This is a genomic window from Photobacterium frigidiphilum (assembly GCF_003025615.1).
Lineage (GTDB): Bacteria > Pseudomonadota > Gammaproteobacteria > Enterobacterales > Vibrionaceae > Photobacterium > Photobacterium frigidiphilum.
This window is the reverse complement of the sequence record NZ_PYMJ01000138.1, coordinates 1-704: the sequence shown is the minus strand read 5'-3', so window position 1 is coordinate 704 and position 704 is coordinate 1. Positions and strand designations below refer to the sequence as shown.

General features: G+C 45.5%; 5 tRNA genes. All 5 read right to left on the bottom strand.

Features of this window, described 5'->3' with window-relative positions:
* Positions 1-76, bottom strand: a tRNA-Asn gene (locus tag C9J12_RS30285).
* A gap of 7 nt (positions 77-83) precedes the next feature.
* Positions 84-159, bottom strand: a tRNA-Phe gene (locus C9J12_RS30280).
* Positions 160-243: 84 nt separating this feature from the next.
* Positions 244-319, bottom strand: a tRNA-Thr gene (locus tag C9J12_RS30275).
* Positions 320-400: 81 nt separating this feature from the next.
* A tRNA-Asn gene (locus C9J12_RS30270) sits at positions 401-476 on the bottom strand.
* Between the two features lie 6 nt (positions 477-482).
* A tRNA-Phe gene (locus C9J12_RS30265) sits at positions 483-558 on the bottom strand.
* Positions 559-704 lie beyond the last annotated feature (146 nt).

Sequence of the window (704 nt, the reverse complement as noted above, 5' to 3'; positions counted from 1 at the left end):
TGGCTCCCTTTGCTGGACTTGAACCAGCGACATACGGATTAACAGTCCGGCGTTCTACCAACTGAACTAAAAGGGAATTGTAATGGTGCCTCGAGGCGGAATCGAACCACCGACACGAGGATTTTCAATCCTCTGCTCTACCGACTGAGCTATCGAGGCAAAAGTGAAAGCGGTTAAGCTTTTACTTTTGCAAAACTAATGTTACACAACCTTGGTTAGTGTTACACAGTGTTTGCTAAGAAATGGTGCCGACTACCGGAGTCGAACTGGTGACCTACTGATTACAAGTCAGTTGCTCTACCTACTGAGCTAAGTCGGCACACTAAATCTTTGTTGTCTTCAAGTTAACCTGTAACCTAAAAACGTTCTTTTATCTCTAGGCTTTGCCTAGAAAAGAAAGTGGCTCCCTTTGCTGGACTTGAACCAGCGACATACGGATTAACAGTCCGGCGTTCTACCAACTGAACTAAAAGGGAATTGTATGGTGCCTCGAGGCGGAATCGAACCACCGACACGAGGATTTTCAATCCTCTGCTCTACCGACTGAGCTATCGAGGCAAAAGTGAAAGCGGTTAGGCTTTTACTTTTGCAAAACTAATGTTACACAACCTTGGTTAGTGTTACACAGTGTTTGCTAAGAAATGGTGCCGACTACCGGAGTCGAACTGGTGACCTACTGATTACAAGTCAGTTGCTCTACCTAC